Origin of the sequence: Kistimonas scapharcae (genome assembly GCF_039540975.1) — a bacterium.
In the GTDB taxonomy this organism is placed as follows: domain Bacteria; phylum Pseudomonadota; class Gammaproteobacteria; order Pseudomonadales; family Endozoicomonadaceae; genus Kistimonas; species Kistimonas scapharcae.
Map to the genome: position 1 here is coordinate 1 of NZ_BAABFL010000225.1, position 1054 is coordinate 1054.

A 1054-nucleotide genomic window follows, 5' to 3' on the forward strand; every position below is an offset into this window, starting at 1 on the left:
CAAAAAAAATCCAGGAAGACCGGTTTTCCCCGTGAGTTCATCGTCTCGGGCGACATGGATGCGTGGTACCACCGCCAACCGGGGTTTGTTCTCCCGATCCGTCAGGCAACGGAGGCCTGGGTCGACGCCATGATTGCCAATGGCAATGCATACCAGAACTGGGAAGCCGCCTGGCGAACCGGCATGAGAAATCAGAACAAATGGGAAAACGAGCGGAGGAAGCGCAATGGGCAACTCACACCGGGAGAGATCGCAGCCAACAACATCGCCGATTGTCTGGGAGAAGACCGACCCTTCTGACCTGACAACCATGGCTCTGGGTGATACACCGGCTGACTATCGGAACAAGGTCATGGATCGCCTGTTCGGCAGAATGACCGCGATCTATGGCAGCAAATGGGATTACCAGTTCCGAAGCGAATCCACTCTCAGGATTGCCAAGCAGCAATGGCTGGATGCCCTGGTGAAATGGCAACTCACCACGCACCAGCTGGGCAGGGTTCTGGATGCCTGCATCATGAACCACCCCAGGCCACCATCGCTGGGTGAGTTTATGCAACTGGCCGTCGAGCGTTACATCCCTGCTCACAAGGCGTACCAGCGACAGACGCGCAGTAGTGTCAGCGAGCAGGAAAAAACACGGCGGATGCAAACGGGCAGGGATGCCCTCAAAAACATCACTGACATGCTAAACAACCACCAGGAGGATCATAACAATGCGAAGTTTTAATCACGTAGCGCTGCTGGGTGTCGCCGGCAAAGAGGCGGAGCTCCGGTATTTCCAGAATGGTGATCCCATCGCCATTTGCTCTCTGGCCACCAATGAGTACTACAAAGACAAACAGACCGGGGAGAAAAAACAGAAAACCCAATGGCACAACCTCGTGTTCAGGGGACCGATCGCTGAGCATGCCGCACGGATGATTGACAAGGGGGCGAAGATGTTTGTAACCGGGATGGTGAAATACCAGGCGAGACGCAAACAGGACGGCACCTATGCCAACTACACCAATATCGTGGTGGATCATTGGACGTTGCTGGACTCAACGGTTAC

3 protein-coding genes are annotated in these 1054 nt (G+C 54.8%); all 3 read left to right on the top strand.

The genetic code is table 11. The features are described from left to right. A partial coding sequence (locus ABD892_RS10550) for a hypothetical protein (RefSeq protein ID WP_345195584.1) occupies positions 1 to 300 on the top strand: 300 nt, incomplete at its 5' end. Then, positions 227 to 730, top strand: coding sequence for a replication protein P (locus ABD892_RS10555; RefSeq protein ID WP_345195585.1), 504 nt, complete (start codon positions 227 to 229; stop codon positions 728 to 730). The genes ABD892_RS10550 and ABD892_RS10555, both read left to right, overlap by 74 nt. Continuing rightward, a partial coding sequence (gene ssb / locus ABD892_RS10560) for a single-stranded DNA-binding protein (RefSeq protein WP_345195586.1) occupies positions 717 to 1054 on the top strand: 338 nt, incomplete at its 3' end. The genes ABD892_RS10555 and ssb, both read left to right, overlap by 14 nt.